The organism is Virgibacillus ndiopensis (assembly GCF_900187325.1).
GTDB classification, from domain to species: Bacteria; Bacillota; Bacilli; order Bacillales; family Amphibacillaceae; genus Virgibacillus_E; species Virgibacillus_E ndiopensis.
In genome coordinates this window covers 481,631-504,935 of sequence record NZ_FZMZ01000006.1, presented here as the reverse complement: position 1 = coordinate 504,935, position 23,305 = coordinate 481,631, and the positions used below count along the sequence as shown (strand labels likewise).

Here is a 23,305-nt window from a genome sequence, read left to right as displayed (position 1 = left end):
AAAGTCGGAAAATCGATTGCGAAAATCCACGATAATCCATTTCTATGTCCAATATATTTCTTAAATAAGACCCATTTCTTTACCGACTTTTTTATATATTGCAATTGCATCGTCAAGCATTTCTTTTGTATGTGCTGCAGAAGGCATATTCCTTACGCGCCCAGTACCTCTTGGCACAGTTGGGAATACAATTGATTTCGCATATACTCCTGCTTCATTTAATTTCTTGCTAAACTTTTGTGTATCTTTTTCATCACCAATAATACATGGCGTGATTGGTGTTTCACTTTCACCGATATCAAAGCCTAAATTCTTTAAGCCTTCTTTTAAATAATTGCTGTTCTCCCAAAGTCTTTCATTTAATTCAGTACTTTCCATTAATAACTCAACTGCTTTTGTAGCCGCTACTGCATCTGCTGGTGTTACAGCTGTTGAGAATAAAAACGGGCGTGAGCGAACTTTTAACCAATCGATTAAATCTGCTTTTCCGGCAACATATCCGCCAACAACACCGATTGCTTTTGAAAGTGTCCCCATTTGGAAGTCAATTTTATCTTGTAAGCCAAAATGTTTAACAGTACCAGCGCCTTTGCCTAATACACCAGAACCATGAGCATCATCGACATACGTGATTAGGTCAAACTCTTCGGCAACCTCAACGATTTCAGGAAGTTTTGCAACATCCCCATCCATGGAGAAAACACCATCGGTAATGACCATAATTTTATTATAGTTACCCGATTCAACCGCTTCTTTCGCTTTTTTACGAAGGTCATCCATATCAGAATGCCCAAATGGAATAATTTTTGCTTTAGATAAGCGACACCCATCAATGATAGATGCATGGTTTAGCTGGTCGGAAAGAATTGCATCATTTTTGTCCATTACTGCCGATATAGCTGCCATATTACAATTAAATCCAGATTGGAAAGAAATAACCGCTTCTGTCCCTTTGAATTCGGCCAATTTCTTCTCTAGTTCTAAGTGAAGATCCAACGTACCATTGATTGTCCGTACCGCTCCTGCTCCCACACCATGTGAGTCTACTGCCTCTTTTGCAACTTTTTTCAAGCGTTCGTCTGTTGCGAGTCCAAGGTAATTATTTGAAGAAAGATTAATTAATTCTTTTCCATTGATTGTAATAATTGGTCCATTTGGTCCCTGCACAGGGTCAATTTCGTTGTATAGACCGCGCTCTTTCAAATCAGCAATGTTTTCATCCAAAAACGATTGTAATGCTTTACTAGTCATTTTATTAATTCCTCCTTTTATTGTAAGCGTTTTATACACAACTGTACACACTGAGTGAACACACGCTTTAGTTAAATGTATATTTTAATCATAGTTTAACACATAATATAAAAAATGTTTACTTAGGAAGTACACTATATTATTTATTTTTATTAACCTGTATTATTTAACCGATTAACACCAATCATACATGTACGGAAAGAAAAAACCCTCTGTATCCATACAGAAGGTTTTTAACTATTTAACTTCTCTTATTTTTAAGATTGTACCAATTAAAAGTATAATTGCTGACAAAATTGCAATGTACAACCCCGAACCAGCAGTACTTATTGATGTACCTAAATAGTCTTCAGACAAATTGAACATATAATATAATAAAAAGATCACTGCTATGATGGAACATCCCAATCCAAAAAATCTAGCCATCGTCTTACCAGATAAAACAGTATAAAGTGGGTACGCAAATACAATTAAAACAATATAGCCATCATGCTGAAAACCATTCATACTCATAAAGGCAAGCACATGTGACCATGGAAATAATAAGCTAACGATATAAAGTGCAGTTGCAATGATAATTAATAGTCCTCCAACGCCCCATTTTTGTACCAATTCGTTCACCATCCTCTCCTATGTAATTACATATTATATTAATCTTAATGTTTTCAAGCATGTTCGTCTACTAAATTTCACCTTGAACCTTTCAAATTTGTAAGAATTACCTTTTATTTGTCACCAAAATCAATGGTTTAGAAGTAAATTTTTTTATATACTATGAAATAGAACGAATAAAGTGAGGGGAATGTAATGAAAAAGCTGTTAATCGTACTATTTTTAATAATGATCATTGGATTTGGAATTGTGGGTTATTCGCAAACTGTTTCCAAATCTGACGACACAATTGAACAAAACACCAACCATACAACATCCATTCATGTACAATAGAAAATGATGTTTATTTATTATATAAAAAAGGAAAGCATCTAATTATAGAGGCTTTCCTTAATCCTTAATTGCTGACGTTAAATCTAGTAAACTACTATTTTATTTTATAATGGTAACATCTACTGTGCGTACGCCCCAGTTATAGGCGTCATCTTTTGTTGGAACATGGATATCAATTTCATTGCCATTGATTCCACCACCAATATCTGCAGCAGTTGCATAGCCATATCCTTCAACATACACTTTTGAACCAAGTGGAATAACATTTGGGTCCACTGCAATTACTTTTGCATTTGGATTCTCATTTAAGTTTACACCTGTTGATGTAACACCAGAACACCCATCACAATCAGCTGTATATGCTGTTGCTTTTACACTAATTGTTTTGCCCTCGGGTGAATCGTCCTCTTGGCTCTTTGATTCTTTAGTAGAAGTCTTTTGTGTATTTGCACTTTCATTTTTATTTGATTTTTTTGCGATTTTATTACTTGGCTTATCTTTTTGTACAACATTTTTTCCTTTTATTTCAATTTCTTGACCAATTACTATTAAATTAGATTCTAGATCGTTCCATTCTTTAATATCTTCTACCGTAACATCAAACTTTTTACCAATATCTATTAATGTATCATCTTTTTCAACCATATACGTTTCATTAATAAATAGTTTTTGTTTAGGGTGAATGACAGTTGTTTTCAGTTCATTTATATCAATTAAATCTTCTACGGTAGTATCGTATTCGTCAGCAATGTCCCAAAGGTTATCTCCTTTTTGGACTTTATGTTCTTCCGCTGAAACAGTTGATGCAGCTGCGCCAGCAATAATAACACTTGTAGCAAGTGCTGCTACTAATTTCTTCATAGGATTGTCCCTCCTTAAATTCTAACATTGCCTATACTATCACAGGAAAATAGGCAATGCAGTTACAAGACTTTTAAGAGTCTATTACAAGCATTACCAAGATTACTAGAATTTATTACAAATATAATAGAAACGTGACAAAAGTCTTGTAATGTTACATAAGGTAGGGTAAAACGCCCAGATTACGGTACTAATGTGAAATTTTTTATATACTATTGTTACTATTAGTTAATCAACACTCTAAGTGAATCTTAATCCCATATGCAGTCAATTTTACAACAATAGAACATAAAAGAAGCCACAATCTGTGGCTTCTTTTATGTTTATATTTTTCTCAATTTGTATATAAGGTAAAAGTTATTAAACGCAACCTTTTATTTCTTAACACAACTAATAAAAAGCTTTTTAGTTTTCTTTTCCTTCCAAGTTCTGTTCTAACTCAACTTTGTTATCTTCTAAAACATTTCGAATGTAATATTGATTTTTGATAAGCTCTCTGTTATAGCTATAGGAAAGTGTTTCACCATCTTTAGTAGTTAATTGGAGTTCTGATAATTTTACTTCACTGTTTTTTTTATTATATTTTGACACTACTATAGCTTTCTCGATTTCCTCCCACTGATACAATTCTTCTTCAATAGTAAATAGGTCATTTTGATATATCCCTTCATTAGTAAAATAATAGTACTGATTTACAGTTAAATATATCAGAACTATTCCTGGAACAAATGCAATTATAGTTCCTAACGATTTAAAAAGCTTTTTTCCTTTAATACGACTTTGATAATAAGCAAGGATCCCTACCACAATTCCTAAATAAAGAAATGCCACACCAGCAATAACATAACTAGACACCGGTGATTGAAAAAACCATATATTTGGTACTTGTTTAAAGAAAAAATCTTGAATAATTGTAATAATAACAAATGGCGCAAAGATGCTTGAAAAACTTAAAATAAGTGCAATTGCAACAAAAATTGGTACTAGTTCATGTGAATTTCTTTTCTTTCTGAACATCAGTATCCACCTTTCCCCTTCGAAATATGACATATAGCTTAAAAAAACCTGAGTCAATTAAAATTTGACTCAGGCTAGTATTAATATTGTTTTTTAATCAGATACAGCTCATTCATTTACTTAGAAGACTTTGGATTAAAAGCATCTTTAAATCCTTCTCCTATAAAGTTGATTGAAAGAATCGTAAATGTAATTGCTAACCCCGGTGGTATCCAAATCCACCATTTTTCACTTAATGTCCCAGGATTCCGTGCCGTTTGTAGCATGTTCCCCCAGCTAGGAACATCAGGAGGTACACCAAAACCAATAAAGCTTAAACCTGTTTCAACCACAATCATTGAGGCAAGTAACAGCGTTGCCTGTACAATTATTGTTGACATTACATTTGGTAATAAGTGTTTTAACATTACTTTTGATGGTTTTGTTCCTATAGATATAGCACTTAAAATATACTCATTCTCTTTCTCTGACATTACTTTGCTTCGAACTACCCTAGCTGCACCAGTCCAGCCAAGGAAACCTATTACAAGAATTAATGCTAATACACCTGTATCAATAAATATTGTTTTAACTACGATAACAAACACTAGGAATGGAAAGTTCATCATAAAATCAGTAAAGCGCATTAAAATACTGTCAACTTTACCACCATAGAAACCTGAAACTGTTCCTATAAGTGTACCAAGAAAAATAATAATGGCTGTGCATGAAAAACCAATTAATAGTGAAGTTCGCCCACCATATAATAGCATAGTTACAATATCTCTTCCTGCATTATCTGCCCCTAACCAATGTTCTGCAGAGGGTTTTGCGTCAATAAGCATTGGGTTAATTCTAGCAGGGTCAATATCAGTTAAGATGGATGCGGAAAGGGATAATACTGTAACAATAAACAGAAACACAATACTGATCATTGCTGGTACATTGTGAAGAAGTCTCCTCCTGGCAATCATCCATTGCGATTGTCCTCTTTTTATTGGCTTCCTATTAGCGTCTAAATTTGGAGGGGTTGGTTCTTCATGTAGTTGTCGTGAAACTGGATCCATCTTAGCCCTCCTCCATCAATCTAATCTAATCCTAGGGTCAACTGCTGCATATAATATATCGGCAATTAAGTTACCAATAAGCGTCATTACTGTCAGTAACATAGTGATTGCCATAACCACTGTATAATCTCGATTACTTATTGAATCAATAAACAGCTGTCCTACACCAGGATATGTAAATATAGTTTCAATAATCACAGACCCACCAATAATACCTGCTAAATCAAAGCCTAGTAAAGTTACTATTGGAATTACCGAGTTACGTAAAATATGCTTATTGTATATCTTCTTCTCTGGAGTTCCTTTAGCACGTGCAGTTCTCACATAATCTTTCTGAGCGCTTTCTATCATGTCATTTCGTAAAAATTGTGTGTAGCTCGCAATTGGTAATAATCCTAAACATAGTGACGGCAATACAGCGTGTTTAATTTTACTTACTATATAATCCCATGTCCCAGGCTCTATACCCGAACCAATACTACCAGAAGCAGGTAGCCATCCCAATTGGAAGGATACAAAGTAAATAAGTAGTAAAGCTGCAACAAAACTAGGCATTGCTAAAGCTAAATAATTCAATATTTGAACACCATAATCCCCGGTTGTGTTGGGGCGGCGTCCCGCATATCTACCCATCAAAAATGCTACTATGTATGTAATAAACATAGCTATTACAGCTAATAAGATTGTATTAGGTAATCTAGATAAAACTAATTCAGATACGGGTAATTTATGCACGAATGATTGTCCAAAATCTCCTTGCAAAAAGCCACTAATCCAGTGTCCGTATTGTACGTATATAGGATCATTTAAGCCTAATTTTTCACGCATATCTGCAATGTACTGTGGATCTGAATTTAATGGATCAATTTTCCCCGATAGGGCATCTCCTGGCATCATATTTGCCAGGAAGAATACCACTACAGAGACAAGGAAAATAATGGGTATCATGATAGCTATTCTGCGTAATGTGTAAACGAGCATATTATTTTCCCCTTATTTTTGAAATTGTTTTTCCTACTCAGCAGCGTCAGTTACCCACCAAAGATGAGTATCTACTTGTGATGTAAACGAGTTAGTATGAACATTTTGTAAACGTTTATTTGCTGCATAAACATCAACTGGAGCATATAAGAAAATGTTAGGCAATTCTTCATTAACAAGTTTTTGCCAGTCCACATACACCTGCTTGCGATATTCCTTATCAAATGCTTTATCACTGATGCCTTCCTCGATTAATTTATCAGATTCTTCGTTTGCCCAACGAGCAAAGTTCCAGAAGTCATCTTTTTTCCATAATCCTGTAGGGTCTGGATCACTTGCAAGCCCCCACGCTCCCATGAACACTTCTACAGATGGATCGTCATTTTCAACAACATCATAGAATAAATTAAACTCTTTTAATCCACCATTTAATTTTGCATTAATACCAACATCTTGCCAATTCTGTAATATATACTGCGCACGTGGTTCAGAGATATCCGAACCTGACATTGCATCAAAGTTTACAGTGAATTCGTTGCCTTCTGGATCTTCACGCCATCCATCATCATTTGTATCAACATATCCCGCTTCATCTAATAATTCTTTAGCTTTTTCTGGATCGTAGCTGTACGTTGTAAGTTCTGATTCATCAGCTTTTGCCCAGCTTACTGGAGGCATTGGTGCTTCTATTAGTTCACCTAGACCATTAGAGAATGAATCTAGCATTCCTTGGCGATCAAGTGCATATGCCATTGCCTGACGTAATTTTTTGTCCTGAAATTTAGGATTATCCATTACATTTACTTCATTTTCTTTATCCCAATGACCTAATTTGAATCCAATATATGAATAACCAAGTGAAGCTTCTTCATATAATTTTATGTTATCAAGTTCTTTAATTTCCTTATATTGACTGCTTGGAATAGCCATTAAATCCACTTCACCATTCTCTAAAAGACCAGTAGCAAGTGAAGCATCAACGACTTTATAAACAACGCCATCTAAGTATGGTTCTCCCTGCCAATAATCAGCGTTTTTCTCTAATTCAACCATTTCACCAGGAACAATGTTAGTCACTTTAAATGGACCAGTACCTATTGGATTTTTACGAACTTGATCAGATTCTGCTAACTCTGCAACTGGAATACCTTCGTAATAATGTTTTGGCATTGGATAGCTCCATAGATTTGACATTGTATTAGGAGCAATGTCAGTTAATGTTAAAACAACTGTTTTATCATCAACGATTTCAATCCCAGAGATACTATCAGCTTTTCCATCGTGATACTCCTGAGCACCTTCAATCATGGAAACGTTCGAGAAACGTGTAGCAGGATAATCAGGATGTGCAATAACTTCATAAGCATAAGCTATATCCTCAGCGACTAATGGCTCGCCATCATGCCATTTAATTCCATCTTTTATTGTGAATGTAACTGTATTATTTTCTTCATCAATTACATAATCTGCCATACCCGGTTCCGGTTCTAGAGCATCATTAGTGTCAACTAATGAGTCCATCATAAAGTTAAGTATAAGATCATCATCTTCACCTTCATATAATCCTCGTTCAAGTATTCCTTGGAACGGCGAGGTGAACGCAAAAGTTACTTTTCCTCCTTTTTTTGGCTCGCCTGCATCTGCATCTTCAGTATCAGATCCTTTAGTGGACTCAGCATCCTTTTCTCCATCACCTGAAGAATTATCTGCACAGGCTGCCAAAACAATTGACAGGGTAAACAATAATGTTAATAAAAACCAGAATTTCTTTTTCATCTAAAATTCCCCCTTGTTAATTTATTTTTATTCCTTATCGTACAAAAGGCATGCGACCTGTTGATTAGGCCTCACCTCCTTCAATTGAGGAATAATTTCTTTACATTTTGGCATTGCCACCGGACAACGTGTATGGAAAACGCATCCAGTTGGTGGATTTTGTGGACTTGGTACATCTCCTTCTAAGATAATCCTCTCTTTTTTTATTAATGGATCTGGCTCCGGAATTGCAGAAGTTAATGCTTGAGTGTAAGGATGCAATGGCTCTTTATATATGGCGTCTTTATCACCTACCTCAACCATATGACCTAAATACATAACACCTATTCGATCACTCATATGTTTCACAACACTTAAATCATGAGCGATAAATAAATATGTTAAGTCAAATTCACCTTGTAGTTCTTTTAACAAATTTAGTACTTGCGATTGAATTGACACATCAAGAGCACTGACTGGCTCATCGGCAACAATTAGCTTTGGATTTAATGCTAGCGCTCTCGCAATCCCAATACGCTGCCTTTGCCCCCCAGAAAACTCGTGAGGATATTTAAAATAATCTTCTGCACGCAAACCCACACGTTCTAGTAACTCTTCAACCTCTGTTTTCAATTGTTTATGTGATTTATTGGTATAATTTCTAATAGGTTCATCTACTAAATGGCCAACCATCATTTTAGGGTTTAGTGAAGCATATGGGTCTTGAAATACCATTTGAAAATCTTGTCTCTTTTCCCTTAATAAAGATCCGCTTAGATTTGTTATGTCCTTTCCATCGAATATCACCTGACCATCAGTGGATTCAGTTAAGCGCAATATTGTTCTACCCGCAGTAGATTTACCACAACCTGATTCACCAACTAGTCCAAAGGTTTCTCCTTTTTTTAGTGTTAAGGAAATATCGTCAACAGCTTTTACATCTCCAACTTTACGTTTAAAGAAACCAGCATGTACAGGATAATATTTTTTTAAGTTTCTAACCTCAAGTAGCACTTCTTTATCTACATGTATATCCTTTTTCTCATCTAATTGAACCTGTTGACTCATAACTTGATTTCCTCCTTTTCATTTATGTGGTTTTCTGGATAGCATTCTTCATAAAGGAGGCATCTGGCACTTTGACCATCAGATACTTCTGCAATTTTTGGTGTCACCTTTGTACAATCACCAAACGCTTTTGGACATCTTCCAGCAAATCTACAACCAACTTGCGGCATGTTTTCAAGTGATGGTACGACACCACCAATTGTGTTTAATTTTTCTTCATCTCGATCCATTCTTGGAATACTGTTAAGCAATGCTTTTGTATATGGATGTTTAGGATTCTTGAATAATTTAATTACATCAGATGTTTCCACAACTTGCCCAGCATACATAACTATTACTTTATGTGCCATCTCTGCTACAACACCTAAATCATGTGTAATAAGCATTATTGCCATATCCTCTTTTTCCTGTATATCTTTTAAAAGTTCTAGTATTTGTGCCTGCACTGTAACATCCAAAGCAGTTGTTGGTTCGTCCGCAATTAACAACTTTGGATGTAAGGCAACTGCCATTGCTATCATTACGCGTTGACGCATACCGCCTGATAACTGATGTGGGTATTCATCAATTATTTTTTCGGGACGGGAAATTCCAACTTGACGCATTAATTCAATAGATTTTTCACGAGCATCTTTGCTAGTAATTTCTAAATGGTTAAATAAAACTTCTTGTAATTGAGAACCTACCGTAAAAACTGGGTTTAAAGCAGTCATTGGTTCCTGGAAAATCATCGCAATGTCTTTACCTCTTACTTTATTCATTTCTTTATCTGTTTTTTTCGTTAAGTCTTCTCCATTAAAAAGAATTTCCCCAGCTGATATCTTAGAATTTAACTTAGGTAATAATTGCATAATAGATAAAGACATTACACTTTTACCGCAACCAGACTCTCCAACAACACAAACAACTTCTTTAGGTTTCACATTAAAATTTACATCTACTATTGCATTATGTAATTCACCGTCAATCATAAATCCGGTATGTAAATTCTTTAGCCGGAGCAAGTCGTTATCGTGCTGATTTTGTATCAACTGCTCTTCTCCTCCTTCAAGCGCAATTCCTAATATTCAAATAAATAAACTTGTAATAATGAACTTATTAAAGGATATGTCACATCCTTGTAACATATCAACAATTTTTTAAAGTATATATTATTTTCTGATTTTTAACAAGGCTTTCTCCTACTTTTATGTTACATTTTTCTTAATTTTGCGTCTTTATACCTATAATTAATTGTTAAATAATGTAATTAAGCACTGAATTTATACAAAAAAATAGACCCATTATATTAATAATGGGTCTATTTTCATCCAACTTAAGCGATAAAACACTTACACTTTTGTTAAGTTTTGTCTTGCTTTATTTTCGTCGTTATATTTATCGTTATATAAATGACATGCTACCCAGTGATCTTTTGAATATTCTTGCCATTCTGGAGTAACTTTAGAACAAACTTCCATAGCCATTGGGCATCTTGTTCTGAAACGACATCCGCTTGGTGGATTGATAGGACTTGGAACATCACCTTCAACAATGATACGTTCTCTACTACGCTCTACTTCAGGATCTGAAATAGGAATCGCACTTAGTAACGCTTGAGTATACGGGTGAAGTGGCTCAGCATACAAATCATCACTTGTAGCTACCTCTGCCATATTCCCTAAATACATTACCCCTACACGATCACTAATGTGTTTAACCATTGATAAATCATGGGCAATAAATAGATAGGTTAGCCCGCGTTCACGTTGTAATTTTTTCAATAGGTTAACTACCTGTGCTTGAATAGACACGTCTAACGCAGAAATCGGTTCATCTGCTACGATAAAGTCGGGATTAACTGCAAGTGCACGCGCAATACCAATACGTTGGCGTTGCCCACCACTAAATTCGTGTGGATAACGATTTCCGTGCTCTGCATTTAAGCCTACTGTTTCCAGTAGCTCATTTACACGATCTGTACGTTGTTGTTTACTTTTTACAAGACCATGAATATCCATTCCTTCAGCAATAATATCCTTAACTGTCATCCTTGGATTTAATGATGCATATGGATCCTGAAAAATCATTTGCATACTACGATTAAATTTCTTTAATTCTTTCTTAGACTTTTTAGCATGGACATTTTCGCCTTGAAAGTTAACTGCACCCTCTGTAGCTTCATATAAACGAAGGATTGTGCGCCCGGCAGTGGACTTCCCACAACCAGATTCACCCACCAAACCAAATGTTTCACCTTTATAAATATCAAAGCTAATATCATCTACCGCTTTTAAATAATTGTTACGATCCATTTTAAAATGTTTTTTTAGGTTTTTTATCTCAAGCAATTTTTCTTTATTATTATCCATTAACTTTCGAACCTCCTACTACTGCAGATTCAGGGGGTTCAACTTTTGGTGCACGTTCATCAAGCAACCAGCATGCCGTTTTTTGTGTATCAGAAAGCTCCGTGTATTCCGGCATATGTTCTTCACACACTTTCATAGCATACGGGCAACGTGCTGCAAAAGGACACCCTTTTGGCGGGTCAGCTAAATCAGGAGGTGATCCAGGTATAGCCTGTAATTCTTCATCACCGCTACCTTCAAGTTTCGGCATTGAACCTAGAAGTCCCCATGTGTATGGGTGCTTAGGATTATAGAATATTTCATCAACTTTACCTGTTTCGACAACTTTCCCACCGTACATAACAGCTACACGGTGTGCAGCATTTGCAACTACACCCAAATCATGTGTAATTAGAACGATAGCTGTTCCTGTTTGTTCCTGAAGATCACGCATTAAATCAAGAATCTGTGCTTGAATGGTTACGTCTAATGCTGTTGTTGGTTCATCAGCGATTAGAATTTTAGGATTACACGCTAACGCAATGGCGATCATTGCACGTTGACGCATACCACCTGAAAATTGGTGTGGGTATTGTTTAATACGTGCTTCCGGATTTGGAATTCCCACAAGCTTCAATAACTCAATCCCGCGATGATGTGCTTCTTTTTTCGACATATTCTGATGTTTTATTAAACCTTCAGCTATTTGTTTACCAACTGTCATCGTAGGATTCAACGATGTCATCGGATCCTGGAAGATCATACTTATATCTTTACCGCGAATACCTTCCATTTGCTTTTCGGATTTATCGAGAATACTTTCTCCATTAAATTCAATTGATCCACTAGCAAATTTACCAGGAGGCGTCGGGATTAACCGCATGATTGACTGTGCAGTCACACTTTTACCTGATCCAGACTCACCGACAATTGCCAATGTCTCTTTTTCATCAAGTTCAAAAGTGACACCACGAACAGCTTTAACTTCTCCGCCATATGTGTCAAACGATACGGATAAATCATTTACTTTAAGAATTTTATCCATTTCTCTTTTCTCTCCTTACTTGCGTTCTTTTGGATCTAGTGCATCTCTCATTGCATCACCAATAATATTAAATGCTAACATGGTTAAACAGATAAAAAATGCTGGGAAGAACAACTGGTACGGATAATATTGTAGTGCCGGTAATGCATCTGATGACATCGTACCCCAACTAGCTAACGGTGCTGGAACACCAAGTCCTAGATAGCTTAAAAATGCTTCCGTAAAAATAGCATTCGGAATTGTTAGTGTTAACGTAACTAGTACTGGTCCTAACGTATTTGGTACAAGGTGTCTAAATAATATTCGTACATTACTAGCACCAAGTGATTGCGATGCCATTACATATTCTTCCGATCGCAATTGCATAACCTGTCCACGAACAATCCTTGCCATGTTAATCCACCCTGTTATGGTCATGGCGATGATCAGTGTCCAAAGTCCCTGAGGCATAATAACCATAAGCAAAATAACGACTAGCAAATATGGTACACCATATAAAATATCGGCAATACGCATCATATATTCGTCAATTTTTCCGCCGAAAAAGCCTGATACTGAACCCCAAATAACACCGATAATTAAGTCAATAAAGGCTGCCATTAAACCGATGAATAAAGAAATCTTCGCTCCATACCATGTTCTAGCAAACATGTCCCGTCCGAGTGCATCAGTTCCAAACCAATGTTCGGAAGATGGAGGTTGATTTGATCCAATAAGGTCATTTTCATAGTAATTCTCTCCAGAAATCGGTCCGCCTAGAAACGACATAATTCCTAAGATAATAATTACAACAACCCCTGCTAGAGCTAATTTATTTTTCTTAAAGCGGCGCCAAGCATCCTTCCAAAAGGAGGTACTTTCACCAGCTATTTTTTCAGCATCGTCATGTCTTGTTTCGAGTCTTTCAAAATCACTATTTTTTAAGTTTACTTGTTCCATAGCTTACTTGTCCCCCTTCCCGGCTACTTTAATCCGAGGATCGACTAATCCATAAATCAAGTCGACTATTAATATTGAAACTAATAGAAGGACACTAAAGAATACAGTAGTTCCCATTATTACGGTATAATCTCGGTTTGTTACACTAACAACAAATTCATTTCCTAAACCTGGTATTGCAAATATACTTTCAATAACAAAACTTCCAGTAAGAATCGCTACAACTAACGGTCCTAGGTAAGATACTACTGGTAAAATCGCATTACGTATTGCGTGTCGATACGTAACAACTCGTTCGTTTAAACCTTTTGCTTTTGCTGTTTTAATATAATCGGAATGAAGCACATCCAACATACTTGATCGCATCAATCGAGCAATGAACGCCAGTGGTGTTGTTGCCAATGCGATTGCAGGTAAAATGGTATGTGCAAACGACTCAAATCTGGCCACCGGTAGCATCTGCAATTTTACTGCAAAAACATATTGTAAAACAGATGCCAAGATGAAGCTTGGTACAGATATACCGAGTACGGCTATAACCATTGCAAAGTAATCACCAAACTTATTATGTTTCAGCGCTGCAATAACACCTAATAATACTCCGATAGATAATGCAAGGAATATAGCTTCTGCTCCCAAAATCAATGAGTAAGGGAAACTTCTGCTAATAATATCATTTACACTTTGTCCAACATATTTAAAAGATGGACCGAAATCCCACTGTACGATATTAACAAGATAATCAAAATATTGTTCGTATAATGGATCATCTAATCCATATTGTTCATTCATTTGCTGTTCAATTACAGGTGGCAGTTTTCTTTCAGACGCAAACGGTCCACCTGGTGCTGCCTGCATTAAGAAAAACGTGATTGTTACGATGAAAAACAATGAAACGATAATAAACCCTAAACGTTTTAGCAGGTACCTAGCCAAAAGTTACACCTCCAAAATTCCTTCCTCCGAAAAAAATAGGAGTGATAATAATCACCCCCTTAACAGTTAAATTGCATTATTTTACTGTTTATTCGTAGTAAACAATAAAATACTGGCAGCGTACTGTTCAATTTAATGAAAAGTTGACGCTGTTTCATTAATTGCATCAAAGGAGTTTAATTCATGCTGTTGTAAACTATCTGATAATATAATCCATAAGCATCAATACAAGGTATATAGATAATCAATCTATATACCTCATATTTAATTGCTCGTTCAAATAATTAAATCTATTTCTTAATGTTCTGCAATATAACCCCATTTAAGGTTGAAGCTACCCATTGGAGAAACTTCGATATTTTTCACATAATCTTTATTCAACCACAAGTTAGTGTAGAAATAGATTGGTGCTAACGGCATTTCTTCCATAAAGAGTGCTTCAGCTTCACGTAAGATTTCTCTACGAGCAGCAGGGTCTGTTTCTGTTCTAGATTTCTTCAACAATTCTGCATACTCTTCATTTTCCCAGTTAGTGTAGTTGTTTCCACCTACAGTTTGGAAGATTTCCAAGAAGTTGATAGCGTCGTTAAAGTCTGCAATCCAGCCCATACGACCAACTTGATAATTACCTTCACCCATTGTATCTAAGAATACGTTCCACTCTTCGTTATTAAGTTCTACTTCAACGCCAAGGTTTTCTCTCCACATATCTTGGATAGCCTGAGCGATTGCAGCATGACCTTCATCAGTGTTATACGTAACCTTGATTACTGGTAATTCATCAATGCCTTCTTCTTCCATACCTTTTTTCAATAGTTCTTTAGCCTTCTCAACATTATTATCTTTAAAGTAACCTTCTTTGTTTTCTTCAAAGATTGATGGTGGTACTAAAGCCATTGCTGGTTGTTGCTCACCTTTTGTAATACTGTCAACAATACCTTGACGGTTAATTGCTAAAGCAAATGCTTTGCGGATATTTACATTGTTAAATGGTTTTACTTCATTATTGAATGAGTAGTAATAAATACCTGCTTTAGGTGAGATATTTAATGATCCATCTTCTTTAAGTGATGGAATTGCAGCAAGTGGAATTGATCCAGTTGGTGAACCCGCCCAATCCAACTCACCATTTTTGTACATTTGTAATTCTGTATTTTCATCTTCAACCATAAACATGTTGATTGTTTCAAGTTTTACATTTTCTGCATCCCAGTAATCAGGGTTTTTCTTTAGAACGATTTGGTCTTTATGTGCCCATGATTCCATCGTGAATGGTCCGTTTGTTACATAACTCTCTGAAACATCTGTAGCCCATTCATCATTTCCTTCAACAGCTTTCTTATTTACTGGATAGTAAGTGTGGAATGCTGTTAATTGTAAGAAATATGGTGTTGGCTGTTCAAGTTCTACAACTAATGTTTTATCGTCTTTAGCTGTAATACCAACTTCATCTAATGGAACGTCACCAGCTTTTGCCTTTTCGGCATTTTTAATTGGATATAACTGATAAGCATAATCTGTATCAGGGCTTTCTGGGTTTAATACCCACTTCCAAGCATATTCGAAGTCCTGTGCTGTAACAGGGTCACCATTCGACCATGTAGCACCGTCGCGAATTGTGAATGTGTATGTTTTCAAGTCTTCTGAAGTTTGGATATCAGAAGCCATTGCATTCTCAGGCTCACCGTCCTGGTTAATACGAGTTAAACCTTCGAAAATTTGGTCAAGCACGGCACTTGATGTAGTGTCAGATGCTTTCCCTGGATGTAATGAAGGTGGTTCAGTTTTAATGTTAACGTTAAACGTTTGATCGGCAGCAAGTGCTGTTTCACCACTGTCCCCTTCTTCCCCACTGTTACCTTCTTCTGCAGTATTTGTATCATCCCCACCCTCGTTACTTGTTTCAGAATCATCTCCGCCACAAGCAGCAAGGAAGATACTCATAGCAAATACTAGTGCTAAAAGTAAAGACCATTTCTTCCAATTCATTAATTTGACCCTCCCTAGTAATCTCTGTTTTATTTGACAGACAATTCAAATTATCTGCAATCAACATTATACTATTATTTCAAAAATATTTCATTAGATTTTCTAAAAAAATTATTAGCAATTGTCTTTCAATTTATTTCGAAAGTAGAATCTTTCGTACTGTGAAACTTTGAAAACCCTTCCACGGTATAGATCTTAGACAAATATGGCGAAAAGTCATTTCCTCAAAAATATCTTGTAATTTTTTTTAAAAAACATTATATTTTTGCTTTATTTCTAATGAAATATTCCAAAAACAGGGAATTTTAAGGGTACATTAGTTCTGTTTTTCATTTTTCTTATATAGATTAATTCCTACAAATATTACAGTAATTGGAAAATATTCAATATAAGGTAAATAGATAACTACATACCTTATATTGAATTGTTATTAATTAGTGTTCTGCAATATAGCCCCATTTTAATTGGATAGTGCCAAGTGGAGAAACTGTAACATCCTTCACATAATCTTTATTCAACCATACATTTGTATAGAAATAGATTGGCGCGATTGGCATTTCATCCATAAAGATTTGTTCTGCCTGACGCAAGATTTCTTTACGTGCTGCAGGATCTGTTTCCGTTTTAGATTTCTCTAGCAAACTAGCATACTCTTCGTTTTCCCAATTCGTATAGTTATTACCACCTACAGTTTGGAAGAGTTCAAGGAAGTTTATTGCATCATTAAAATCTGCATTCCATCCCATGCGGCCAACTTGGAAGTTTCCTTCACTCATTGTATCAAGGAATACGTTCCACTCTTCGTTACTTAGTTCTACTTCAACACCAAGGTTTTTTCTCCACATATCCTGAATGGCTTGAGCAATCGCTGCATGAGCTTCGCTTGTGTTGTAGGTAATACTAATTTTAGGTAGTTTATCAAGGCCTAGCTCGTCCAAACCTTTTTGTAAATACTCTTTAGCTTTCTCTACATCGTTATCTTTAAAGTACCCTTCATTATTTTCTTCAAAAATAGAAGGTGGTACTAAAGCCATTGCAGGTTGTTGTTCACCTTTAGTTATACTTTTTACGATACCTTCACGATTAATTGACAAAGCAAACGCTTTACGAATATTAGCATTATTAAATGGTGGTTTTTCTGTGTTAAATGCATAGTAGTAAACACCAGCAAGTGGTGAAACGTTTAATGAGCCATCTTGTTTTAATGATGGAATTGCAGCAAGTGGAATAGAGCCTGTTGGTGAACCTGCCCAATCCAATTCATTATTTTTGTACATTTGTAGTTCTGTATTTTCATCATCAATCATGTACATATTAACTGTTTCCAGATTTACATTTTCTGCATCCCAATAATCAGGGTTTTTCTTAAGTACGATTTGGTTTTTATGCTCCCATGACTCCATTGTAAAAGGACCATTTGTTACATAATTTTCTCCAACATCCTGTGCCCAATCATCTGCACCTTCAACGACCTTATGATTTACTGGAAAATAAGTATAAAATGCAGTTAAATCTAAGAAATATGGAGTAGGTTGATTAAGTTCAACAACCAATGTCTTATCATCTTTAGCTGTTACACCGACGTCCTCTAAAGAACCTTCACCCGTTTTAGCAGCCTCTGCACCTTTAATAGCGTACAATTGATAAGCATAATCTGTGTCTGGACTTTCTGGGTTCAGCACCCATTTCCAAGCATATTCAAAATCTTGTGCCGTTACAGGATCTCCATTTGACCAAGTTGCATCTTCACGAATTTTGAATGTGTATGTTTTTTGATCTTCAGATAGTTTATATGATTCAGCCATCGCTGGTTCTGCCTCACCATCTTGGTTGATACGCATTAAACCTTCAAAAGTTTGGTTAAGTACTGCACCTGAAGTTGAATCAGTTGCTTTACCTGGATGTAATGAAGGTGGCTCTGATTTAATATTTATGTTGAATGTTTGGTCAGCTGCTTGTGCAGCATTACCATCCGTACTATCAGATGCTCCTTTTGAATCCTCATCGGAGTCCCCACCACAAGCAGCTAAAAAGATACTCATAGCGAACACTACTGTTAGAAGTAATGAACCTTTCTTCCAATTCATGTTTAAAACCCTCCTGTTGTATTGTTTATATTATTCAGACAATTTAGTTTTATTAAATTTATCTGTGCAAAAGATTATACTACTATTTCATTAATTTTGCATTATATTTATTAAAAAATTTTATATATTGGTATCATTATTCCTTTTGTAAACACTTGAAAATCCAGCTATCAGAATGCCTTTACTACCTTATAATTTTTTTGCAATTTACTAAATGGGATATTATTCCAATTAACGACGCAAAATTAAAAAAACTCAAACTTTTAATAAAGTTTGAGTTTTTTCTACCTGTTTCGTAATGAAATCTTGTTTTGACGACTATAGTGTAAGTAACTTCCAGCCAGTAATACGAGCATTCCCAGAACTCCTGTAGTGATAAACATTTGGGAAAACCCAGATTTGAGAGCATCTGTAACAATCCCTAAAATATCCATTCGTATTTCCGGATTACCGATCTTTTCAATTTGCTCCATTAAATTCCCATAATTTTCACTGGTTTTAGTAAAGTCCAATAATGAGGGTCCATATTCTTGTTTAATGGCAGCCTCAAGTTTTGAAAATCCTCCTGTCATGAACCCTGCATAAATTGTAGGGAATAATGTCAGACCGATTTGCCTTATTAAAGATAACGTTCCAAGCGCAGAACCTTGTTCTCCGCTTTCCGCACTTTCACCTACTAGTACGTTTAGTGGGGCCCCGAGCAAGATACCTAGTCCTACCCCTGCTAATACACTAGCTAAAATAAATGTCCAAACACCTTCTACTACGAATGGGAATAGTAAAAAACCGACCACACCAACAACACCAGAAATTATAATTGTTTTAGCTGGCCCTCTTTTATCTGTTAAAACACCACCTAATCCTGCTCCAATACCAGAAGCAACAGCCAGCGGAGTCAACCAATAACCAGCATTTTCCACAGGAACTTGGAGCACCTGTTGTACATAGGCTGGGACAAAGATAATCCCTGCAAGAAATCCCCCGGACAACAAGCCAAGAATCAATGTAATTTGAAACAAACGCTTCTTCAACAAAGAGAACGCAATTATAGGATCTCCTCCATTATTTTCAACCCTTCGCTCGTGGTAAATCAATACCACCAATAAGAGGAAACCTACTAGTAAAAATGGAGCAACGTTTACCTGTGACAAACTTTCTAAAAGAGCTTGACTATTTAGATTCGTAATGCCAAACATTAATGCTAAAATTGCTATTGCGAGTAAAGTAGTACCAACAATATCTAACGGCTTAGATGTACCTGGCTTCGTTTCAGCAATTTTTAAGAAACCAAACACAATAAGGAAAATTGCAATTGGAATGTTAATGAAAAATAACCAGTGCCACGATCCTGTTACATCAAGTATTACAGCACCTAAGTTCGGTCCAATAACAGCAGCTAGACCATTCATTCCACCTAACATACCTAGAGCCTTACCTTGTTTATCCTTAGGTAATGTAGCAAGAATATGAGCACTTCCAATAATAAAAATACCCCCGCCACCAATCGATTGAATTAATCGTGCGATAAGCAGAAATATAAAATTCGGGCTTAATGCAACAAGTAAAGAGCCAATACCAAATAGGACTATTTCTATAATAAATAAACGTTTACGACCGAATTTGTCTGAAAGCTTTCCAATTATCGGTACACTTACAGCAATTCCGAGCGTGTATAAGGTTATACTCCATGCTCCCCATGCCGGAGAAACATCAAACGAATCATTGATTGTGGTTAGGGCAGTACTTATGATTCCATTGTCCAATCCCGCCATAAATACACCAATTGTAAATAATGTTATTGCCCATTTTTGTGACGTTTTATTTTTTTCTTTCATTAACAGTCACTCCATATATGTAACGTACGATAAAAACAAAAGGGGCTGGGACGTAATTAAACTTTTTAAGTATAAAGACGAACAAAGTGCTGTTTTAGTGGAGGAAATATAAGTAGACTCCTGCGGGAGGAAAGGCATAGGTGAGACCCCGCTGTGCACCAGCACGAGGAGGCTCAACAGCCGCCCGCGGAAAGCGAAGTATATTTCCGGAGCGGATTATAGCACCAGCCATTATATCATTCGGATTTTTCTTTGGTTAAAACACTTTTGTCCCAGCTTCTTCCATTAATTCAATATTAATTAAATAACCCTTTTAAAAAGTCACCAATTAATTGGAAAAATTCTTTGAAAAAGTTACTAACCTTTTCCCAAAAGCCAGCATCTAAACCTAGTTCATCGGCTTTATTTTTGAGCGTTGAAGCAACGTCTTCCAATTGATTTTTCACTTTACCAAAATCAATATTTAAATCACGCATTTTTTCAAAAAGATTTGTTAACATTTGACGATCAGCTTCACTTAATGAGATATCCAGCTTACTTAACTGATCTTGAACAATTTGTTCGACTTCTTCTTTTGTTGCTGGATTTTGCTCAGCGATGGCTTTTTTAATTTCAGTTATTAATTCGCTAACCTTCTCTTGATTTAAACCATCTTTTTTAGCAAGGTCAGTAACGACACCTAGCTCTTCGTCCGCTAATTTCATACGTTCTTTGTCTAGTGGTACACCTTGTGCATCATAGGACTTATAAATTCCTGTTAATGCGGAATGCCCACTAACTTTAACGGGTGATGCTACTTCAACTGTAGCATCCTCAACTCCTGCAGTTAATAGTGCATTTGCATACATTTCGGTTGTCACTTCTGTAATATTATCAGCAGTAACAATATTAATTACTAACCCCGAGCCTTTTTCTTCCCGGGTAATTTTTGCCGATGAGAATAAACGAGCAGTAGAATCACCGTTGATATATTTAGCAACATCTTGTCCAGTGACAGTATATTCTTCAACCGCTTCTGAATCTGTTACGCCAAGTAATTCACGTACTTCTTTTTTTTGAGTATCTGTTAATGTATCACCATATACGACAATTGGAACGCCTAATTTTTCATTTATACTATCTGAATTATTTCCATCAGCAGCCAAAACCGGTGTTGAAATTCCGGCAACTAAACCAACGAATAATACAAAAACTACTAATAGCTTCACTAATCGTTTCATTCCATTATTCCCCTTTTTACACAGATTTATAATCTTATATTTTTATCCAACGTCTATTCTATTATAGACATTCTTTATTTAGTACCCGACTTTAACGGTCGAATAACATATTTAATATACATCATAGCTTAGCATAAAGTTTCGTTTTACTGAAAATAATTGAGGAAAAGCCATAGAATAAGAGACAATAATTATGTGAGCAAATAACTTTAAACCCCATTCTAAATCAGCTATTATTTAGGGTGTCGAAATAAAATGCACGAAAGAAGGGTATTCTCATCGTTGATCAACAAAATCCTATTGTAAAGCGAAATTTGGCTATCATGTGGTTTGCTAACTTTTTTGTTGCTGGAAGTATGACAATGGTACTTCCGTTCATCTCCCTGTACATTGAAACATTTGGTAATTTTTCAGATTCATATGTACAGAATTGGTCCGGTTGGATATTTGGTATTACGTTTGTTTCTGCACTGCTTTTTTCACCAATTTGGGGACGCGTTGGTGATCGGTATGGCAGAAAAAAAATTCTAATCTTATCAGCATCTGGGTTAGGATTATCTGTATTATTAATGGGTTTCGCAACATCGGTTTGGCAGCTCTTTTTATTACGGTTATTCATGGGTATATTCACTGGGTTTATTCCAATTTCCCAAGCATTTATATCCACACAAACACCGAAAAACATTGCCGGCAGAGTACTTGGAACCTTACAAACTGGAAGTATTACCGGTTCATTAATGGGCCCACTCTTAGGTGGTGCGCTAGCAGACGTATTCGGCTATGCAACAACATTCAAATGGACATCAATTACAATACTATTATCAGGAATAATTGTTATATTTGGGGTAAAAGAAATCAAGGTAAGATTTTCCGATGATAAGGAACACAAAAAATCGTATTCCAGTAAAGAAGTGTTAAAGCATATCATGCAACACCCGGTACTACTTGTTGTCATGTTAATTTCTATGCTTGTACAGGTCGCACATTTTAGTGTTCAACCAATTCTTTCATTGTATGTCAGCGACCTGCACGGAACAGCGAACATTGCGCTGTTTTCTGGAATGGCATTCTCTGCAGCTGGTCTCGGTAATTTAATGATGGCACGTAGATGGGGCCGGCTGGGGGATAAAATTGGCTATATTAAAATAGTCATCGTCCTCTTATTTATGGCAGGGATCGTTTACTTCCCGGCAGCATTTGTCACAAACATTTGGCAGTTAGTTATTTTACGTTTCTTACTCGGAATATCTATCGGTGGAATTATTCCAGTCCGAATCGCTTATATCCGTCAAGAAGCACCACTTTCTGTTCAAGGTGAGGTGCTCGGTTATAATACATCACTTCGCTTTGCAGGAAATATTATCGGACCAGCGCTCGGGGGAATGCTAGCAGGTTTCTTCGGATTCTCGGCAGTATTTTTCGTTACAAGTGGATTGCTTATTTTAAGCGGAATTATCATGTTAGTTGCGTGGTATAAATATGAATATGAAGGAAAACATACGCATAGACTTTCTTCATATCGAAGTTAAAAGTAAATGGACAGCTATCCAGGTTAGCTGTCCATTTTTGAGTTTGGTGGTGTGACTGGAGGAGATGTTTCAGCTCTCCCGCTGATGTTTTGGCTCTCCCGCCGATGTTTCAGCTCTCCTGCCGATGTTTTGGCTCTCCTGCCGATGTTTCAGCTCTCCCGCTGATGTTTTGGCTCTCCCGCCGATGTTTCGGCTCTCCGGCTGATGTTTTGGCTCTCCCGCTGATGTTTCAGCCCGCTGATGTTTTGGCTCTCCCGCCGATGTTTCGGCTCTCCGGCTGATGTTTTGGCTCTCCCGCTGATGTTTCAGCACTCCTGCCGATGTTTCGGCTCTCCGGCTGATGTTTCGGCTCTCCGGCTGATGTTTCGGCTCTCCGGCTGATGTTTTGGCTCTCCCGCTGATGTTTCAGCTCTCCTGCCGATGTTTCAGCTCTCCCGCTGATGTTTTGGCCCTCCCGCCGAAGTTTTCTGT

The 23,305-nt window shown here is 36.4% G+C and carries 19 protein-coding genes; 2 read left to right on the top strand and 17 right to left on the bottom strand.

All coding sequences use genetic code 11. From position 1 onward, the window contains the following. Positions 1-60 precede the first annotated feature (60 nt). Complete coding sequence (locus CS937_RS15095) at positions 61-1,251, bottom strand: glycine C-acetyltransferase (protein WP_099159302.1); 1,191 nt, start codon at positions 1,249-1,251, stop codon at positions 61-63. 237 nt (positions 1,252-1,488) lie between these two features. After that, positions 1,489-1,872: a hypothetical protein gene (locus CS937_RS15090; RefSeq protein ID WP_099159301.1), complete on the bottom strand. Its 384-nt coding sequence runs from the start codon at positions 1,870-1,872 to the stop codon at positions 1,489-1,491. 186 nt (positions 1,873-2,058) lie between these two features. On the opposite strand from CS937_RS15090, the gene CS937_RS19550 reads away from it, so the two are divergent. Continuing rightward, a complete protein-coding gene (locus CS937_RS19550) occupies positions 2,059-2,196 on the top strand; it encodes a hypothetical protein (protein WP_176555853.1) in 138 nt (45 codons plus the stop codon). Between the two features lie 99 nt (positions 2,197-2,295). Here CS937_RS19550 and CS937_RS15085 read toward each other — a convergent pair whose 3' ends face one another. The 15 genes from CS937_RS15085 to CS937_RS15015 all read right to left on the bottom strand — a co-directional run bounded on the left by CS937_RS15085 (position 2,296) and on the right by CS937_RS15015 (position 21,305). Continuing rightward, complete coding sequence (locus CS937_RS15085; RefSeq protein WP_099159300.1) at positions 2,296-3,057, bottom strand: 3D domain-containing protein; 762 nt, start codon at positions 3,055-3,057, stop codon at positions 2,296-2,298. Between the two features lie 405 nt (positions 3,058-3,462). Beyond that, a complete protein-coding gene (locus tag CS937_RS15080; RefSeq protein ID WP_099159299.1) occupies positions 3,463-4,074 on the bottom strand; it encodes a hypothetical protein in 612 nt (203 codons plus the stop codon). Positions 4,075-4,190: 116 nt separating this feature from the next. Next, a complete protein-coding gene (gene opp4C / locus CS937_RS15075; RefSeq protein ID WP_425445483.1) occupies positions 4,191-5,027 on the bottom strand; it encodes an oligopeptide ABC transporter permease in 837 nt (278 codons plus the stop codon). A 108-nt stretch (positions 5,028-5,135) separates the two neighbouring features. Continuing rightward, on the bottom strand, positions 5,136-6,101 hold the full coding sequence (gene opp4B / locus CS937_RS15070; RefSeq protein ID WP_099159297.1) for an oligopeptide ABC transporter permease: 966 nt from the start codon (positions 6,099-6,101) through the stop codon (positions 5,136-5,138). Positions 6,102-6,134: 33 nt separating this feature from the next. Further along, positions 6,135-7,877, bottom strand: coding sequence for an oligopeptide ABC transporter substrate-binding protein (opp4A, locus tag CS937_RS15065; RefSeq protein ID WP_099159296.1), 1,743 nt, complete (start codon positions 7,875-7,877; stop codon positions 6,135-6,137). A 27-nt stretch (positions 7,878-7,904) separates the two neighbouring features. Then, a complete protein-coding gene (locus CS937_RS15060) occupies positions 7,905-8,924 on the bottom strand; it encodes an ABC transporter ATP-binding protein (RefSeq protein ID WP_099159295.1) in 1,020 nt (339 codons plus the stop codon). Beyond that, a complete protein-coding gene (locus CS937_RS15055; protein ID WP_099160081.1) occupies positions 8,921-9,895 on the bottom strand; it encodes an ABC transporter ATP-binding protein in 975 nt (324 codons plus the stop codon). Before CS937_RS15055 ends, CS937_RS15060 begins: the two co-directional genes overlap by 4 nt. A 360-nt stretch (positions 9,896-10,255) precedes the next feature. After that, positions 10,256-11,275 (bottom strand): ABC transporter ATP-binding protein, encoded by a 1,020-nt coding sequence (locus CS937_RS15050; RefSeq protein ID WP_099159294.1) that lies wholly within the window; start codon positions 11,273-11,275, stop codon positions 10,256-10,258. Further along, a complete protein-coding gene (locus CS937_RS15045) occupies positions 11,268-12,299 on the bottom strand; it encodes an ABC transporter ATP-binding protein (RefSeq protein ID WP_099159293.1) in 1,032 nt (343 codons plus the stop codon). Before CS937_RS15045 ends, CS937_RS15050 begins: the two co-directional genes overlap by 8 nt. A gap of 15 nt (positions 12,300-12,314) precedes the next feature. Continuing rightward, positions 12,315-13,238 (bottom strand): ABC transporter permease, encoded by a 924-nt coding sequence (locus CS937_RS15040; RefSeq protein ID WP_099159292.1) that lies wholly within the window; start codon positions 13,236-13,238, stop codon positions 12,315-12,317. A 3-nt stretch (positions 13,239-13,241) separates the two neighbouring features. Then, positions 13,242-14,174: an ABC transporter permease gene (locus tag CS937_RS15035; protein ID WP_099159291.1), complete on the bottom strand. Its 933-nt coding sequence runs from the start codon at positions 14,172-14,174 to the stop codon at positions 13,242-13,244. 297 nt (positions 14,175-14,471) lie between these two features. After that, positions 14,472-16,163, bottom strand: a complete 1,692-nt coding sequence (locus tag CS937_RS15030; protein WP_099159290.1) for a peptide ABC transporter substrate-binding protein — start codon at positions 16,161-16,163, stop codon at positions 14,472-14,474. Positions 16,164-16,597: 434 nt separating this feature from the next. Then, the gene (locus CS937_RS15025; protein WP_099159289.1) at positions 16,598-18,250 is read right to left on the bottom strand and encodes a peptide ABC transporter substrate-binding protein; all 1,653 of its coding nucleotides are present in this window, start codon (positions 18,248-18,250) and stop codon (positions 16,598-16,600) included. 284 nt (positions 18,251-18,534) lie between these two features. Further along, positions 18,535-20,085 carry an MFS transporter gene (locus CS937_RS15020; protein WP_099159288.1) on the bottom strand — a complete coding sequence of 517 codons (1,551 nt, stop codon included), beginning with the start codon at positions 20,083-20,085 and terminating at the stop codon, positions 18,535-18,537. 296 nt (positions 20,086-20,381) lie between these two features. Next, positions 20,382-21,305: a DUF1002 domain-containing protein gene (locus CS937_RS15015; RefSeq protein ID WP_099159287.1), complete on the bottom strand. Its 924-nt coding sequence runs from the start codon at positions 21,303-21,305 to the stop codon at positions 20,382-20,384. Between the two features lie 323 nt (positions 21,306-21,628). Here CS937_RS15015 and CS937_RS15010 point away from each other — a divergent pair, with 323 nt between their 5' ends. Then, on the top strand, positions 21,629-22,834 hold the full coding sequence (locus CS937_RS15010) for an MFS transporter (protein WP_099159286.1): 1,206 nt from the start codon (positions 21,629-21,631) through the stop codon (positions 22,832-22,834). The last annotated feature ends 471 nt before the right edge of the window (positions 22,835-23,305 follow it).

Bases quoted from the DNA above. Each gene is read 5' to 3' on its own strand.
- CS937_RS15095 (WP_099159302.1), bottom strand. From the start codon at position 1,251: ATGACTAGTAAAGCATTACAATCGTTTTTGGATGAAAACATTGCTGAT.
- CS937_RS19550 (WP_176555853.1), top strand. From the start codon at position 2,059: ATGAAAAAGCTGTTAATCGTACTATTTTTAATAATGATCATTGGATTT.
- CS937_RS15085 (WP_099159300.1), bottom strand. From the start codon at position 3,057: ATGAAGAAATTAGTAGCAGCACTTGCTACAAGTGTTATTATTGCTGGC.
- CS937_RS15080 (WP_099159299.1), bottom strand. From the start codon at position 4,074: ATGTTCAGAAAGAAAAGAAATTCACATGAACTAGTACCAATTTTTGTT.
- opp4C (WP_425445483.1), bottom strand. From the start codon at position 5,027: ATGATTGCCAGGAGGAGACTTCTTCACAATGTACCAGCAATGATCAGT.
- opp4B (WP_099159297.1), bottom strand. From the start codon at position 6,101: ATGCTCGTTTACACATTACGCAGAATAGCTATCATGATACCCATTATT.
- opp4A (WP_099159296.1), bottom strand. From the start codon at position 7,877: ATGAAAAAGAAATTCTGGTTTTTATTAACATTATTGTTTACCCTGTCA.
- CS937_RS15060 (WP_099159295.1), bottom strand. From the start codon at position 8,924: ATGAGTCAACAGGTTCAATTAGATGAGAAAAAGGATATACATGTAGAT.
- CS937_RS15055 (WP_099160081.1), bottom strand. From the start codon at position 9,895: ATGATTGACGGTGAATTACATAATGCAATAGTAGATGTAAATTTTAAT.
- CS937_RS15050 (WP_099159294.1), bottom strand. From the start codon at position 11,275: ATGGATAATAATAAAGAAAAATTGCTTGAGATAAAAAACCTAAAAAAA.
- CS937_RS15045 (WP_099159293.1), bottom strand. From the start codon at position 12,299: ATGGATAAAATTCTTAAAGTAAATGATTTATCCGTATCGTTTGACACA.
- CS937_RS15040 (WP_099159292.1), bottom strand. From the start codon at position 13,238: ATGGAACAAGTAAACTTAAAAAATAGTGATTTTGAAAGACTCGAAACA.
- CS937_RS15030 (WP_099159290.1), bottom strand. From the start codon at position 16,163: ATGAATTGGAAGAAATGGTCTTTACTTTTAGCACTAGTATTTGCTATG.
- CS937_RS15025 (WP_099159289.1), bottom strand. From the start codon at position 18,250: ATGAATTGGAAGAAAGGTTCATTACTTCTAACAGTAGTGTTCGCTATG.
- CS937_RS15020 (WP_099159288.1), bottom strand. From the start codon at position 20,085: ATGAAAGAAAAAAATAAAACGTCACAAAAATGGGCAATAACATTATTT.
- CS937_RS15015 (WP_099159287.1), bottom strand. From the start codon at position 21,305: ATGAAACGATTAGTGAAGCTATTAGTAGTTTTTGTATTATTCGTTGGT.
- CS937_RS15010 (WP_099159286.1), top strand. From the start codon at position 21,629: ATGTGGTTTGCTAACTTTTTTGTTGCTGGAAGTATGACAATGGTACTT.